Annotated in this window: 3 protein-coding genes; 2 read left to right on the forward strand and 1 reads right to left on the reverse strand. The window is 58.5% G+C overall.

What is annotated here, in order from left to right; all coding sequences use genetic code 11:
- Window positions 1–683 precede the first annotated feature (683 nt).
- A complete protein-coding gene (locus tag JYP50_RS21565) occupies window positions 684–1286 on the reverse strand; it encodes a peroxiredoxin (protein ID WP_206562645.1) in 603 nt (200 codons plus the stop codon).
- 217 nt (window positions 1287–1503) lie between these two features.
- On the opposite strand from JYP50_RS21565, the gene JYP50_RS21570 reads away from it, so the two are divergent.
- Both JYP50_RS21570 and bfr read left to right on the forward strand, forming a co-directional pair.
- On the forward strand, window positions 1504–1713 hold the full coding sequence (locus JYP50_RS21570; RefSeq protein ID WP_206562646.1) for a bacterioferritin-associated ferredoxin: 210 nt from the start codon (window positions 1504–1506) through the stop codon (window positions 1711–1713).
- Window positions 1714–2032: 319 nt separating this feature from the next.
- On the forward strand, window positions 2033–2515 hold the full coding sequence (gene bfr / locus JYP50_RS21575) for a bacterioferritin (protein ID WP_206562647.1): 483 nt from the start codon (window positions 2033–2035) through the stop codon (window positions 2513–2515).
- Window positions 2516–2629: the final 114 nt, after the last annotated feature.

Raw genomic sequence — 2629 nt, forward strand, 5'->3', positions numbered from 1 at the left:
TCGAATCTACAAAACAGGCTCTATGGCCTCAGGGTCGAAGCTGACTCACCGCCTCACCTGATGAACTGCCAGCTAAACAGTACATCGAGAGAGACACAAGGGTCGAATTCATTCGACCAAAAAGCGGCGGAATGAATTCCGCCCTACAAGGACAAGCAGCCCCCCCCTGTAGGGTCGAATTCATTCGACCAACCCCAGGCCGGACAATTCCACCCTAACCCACCGATTGGCACCCCGCGTTGATCCGGGGTAGGTCAGGTCTTTTTGGCCCGGCGCGCAGGGGTCGGTGCGAACACCACATCCGCTTAGTGGCAGCAACCCCGCAACCCGCTCGCCCGGACACCCCCCAAACAACCGCGCCCAATCATCAGTATCACCCGGGTCGACCAACCGCCCCCCAAGCAACGCCCCCTGCGAGAAGCAAAAAGGCAAACGCACCGCATGCCCCGTAGCAGAGGGCCAAAAAGCACCTGGCCTGCGCCGGAGCGACGCAGCGGCCGCAGGCCGCCCCTAAACACCCCAATACCCGAACCCCGGGCACTCGAGCACTCGAGCACCCGAGCACCGCAACACGGAAACCCAAACAGGCACCAGACCTAGCAGGCCCAAACCAAACACCGCCCCCACAAACAAAAAACGCGGACCGAAGCCCGCGTTTTTCGAACAGCTTGGAGCAACCCGAATTACAGGGACTCGGCGTTCTCCGACAGGTAGGCGGCCACGCCGTCCGGAGAGGCGTTCATACCCTTGTCGCCCTTGTTCCAGCCCGCGGGACACACTTCGCCGTGCTCCTCGTGGAACTGCAGCGCCTCGACCAGGCGGATCAGCTCGTCGATATTGCGGCCCAGCGGCAGGTCGTTGATCAGCTGGGAGCGCACCACGCCCTCCTTGTCGATCAGGAACGCGCCACGGAAAGCCACGCCACCGGCGCTTTCCACATCGAAGGCGCGGGCAATGTCGTGGTTCACGTCAGCCGCCATCGTGTAGGAAACCGCGCCGATGCCACCCTTCTCCACCGGCGTGTTGCGCCAGGCGTTGTGGGTGAACTGCGAGTCGATGGAGACCGCCACCACCTCGACGCCCAGGTCGCGGAACTGCGCCATGCGCTTGTCCAGCGCGATCAGCTCGGAGGGGCAGACGAAGGTGAAGTCCAGCGGATAGAAAAAGACCAGGCCGTACTTGCCCGCCATCTGCTCGGACCGCTTGTAGGAATCGACAATCTCACCGCTGCCGAGAACCGCGGCCACATCGAAATCCGGTGCCGGTTTACCGACTAATACACCCATGTTTTAACTCCATTTTCTCTGGAAAGGAACAAAAGGCGCCCGGCTTCTCGCCGGGCGCCAGCGCTGTGCATCTTACACAGTGCGGGCGAAGGCGACCATTTCAAGGGGGGCGCCGCACCTGAATGCCTCAAGAAATTTACCAGGGATACTGTTGACAATCATTCTCATTACTATTAATTTCACAATCAACAGCACACAAACCGGATGGCGACACACCATGTACGTCTGTATTTGCAAAGGAATCACCGATACCCAGATCCGGGCAGCCGTGCAGGATGGCGCCAGCAGTATCCGCGAAGTGCGCAACAGCCTCGGCGTCGCCAGCCAGTGTGGTAAATGCGGCATACTGGCCCGCGACATCGTGCGCGAATCCCTCGAGAACACCCTGCCCAGCGCCGAACAGGAACTGTTCTACGCGGTGAGCTGAACCCCCGGCCCCCCGAATCACCGAAAACCCCGCCCGGCCCCGCCGCGCGGGGTTTTCCATTTTCTGGGGACGGATACCTATTTCCGATAAATGGGGTCAGAACCCTTTTTTGCTTTTTGACTCAAGGATAAATGGGGGCAAAAGGAATCTGACCCCTTTAATCCTTAATAGGTATCCGCCCCCGTTTTCAGGTTGAAACCGGCTGAGAATCACTCTGATTTTCATTCTAAAAATATAACAAAATCAATGACTTACTTGACTTTTCGGTTTGCGTGACAGACTATGGGTAGCATCTGAACTCAAGGCGGAGGAGTACGCTATGAAAGGCGACGCGAAAGTGATCGGGCACCTGAACAAAGTACTGGGCAACGAGCTGGTGGCCATCAACCAGTACTTTTTGCACGCGCGGATGTACAAGGACTGGGGGCTGAAGGAACTGGCGGACCACGAGTACCACGAGTCCATCGATGAGATGAAGCACGCCGACGCGCTGATCGAGCGGATTCTGTTCCTGGAGGGCCTGCCCAACCTGCAGGACCTGGGCAAGCTGCTGATTGGCGAGAACACCCAGGAAATGCTGGAGTGCGACCTCAAACTCGAGCATAAAGCCCACAAGGACCTGAAAGAGGCCGTGGCCTATTGCGAATCAGTGGGCGACTACGTGTCCCGGGACCTCTTCGTGGACATCATGGAGTCCGAGGAAGAGCATATCGACTGGCTGGAAACCCAGCTGAGCCTGATCGACAAGGTGGGCCTGCAGAACTACCTGCAAACCGCCATGCACAGCGTCAAGCCCGAGTAAGTATCCCCCGGCAAAGCCGGGGGCTTTAGTTTGTGAGCCGCTCAAAGCGGCAATAGTGACGGAGCCTCCGGCTCCTTGCGACCCCTAAAGGGGTCGGGTCACATCAGTTTTAAC

The sequence above is a fragment of the Parahaliea mediterranea genome (assembly GCF_017255185.1).
Lineage (GTDB): Bacteria > Pseudomonadota > Gammaproteobacteria > Pseudomonadales > Halieaceae > JAFKCZ01.

Excerpts from the sequence above, each read along its gene's own strand:
- JYP50_RS21565 (WP_206562645.1), bottom strand. The coding sequence starts at position 1,286 with ATGGGTGTATTAGTCGGTAAACCGGCACCGGATTTCGATGTGGCCGCG.
- JYP50_RS21570 (WP_206562646.1), top strand. The coding sequence starts at position 1,504 with ATGTACGTCTGTATTTGCAAAGGAATCACCGATACCCAGATCCGGGCA.
- bfr (WP_206562647.1), top strand. The coding sequence starts at position 2,033 with ATGAAAGGCGACGCGAAAGTGATCGGGCACCTGAACAAAGTACTGGGC.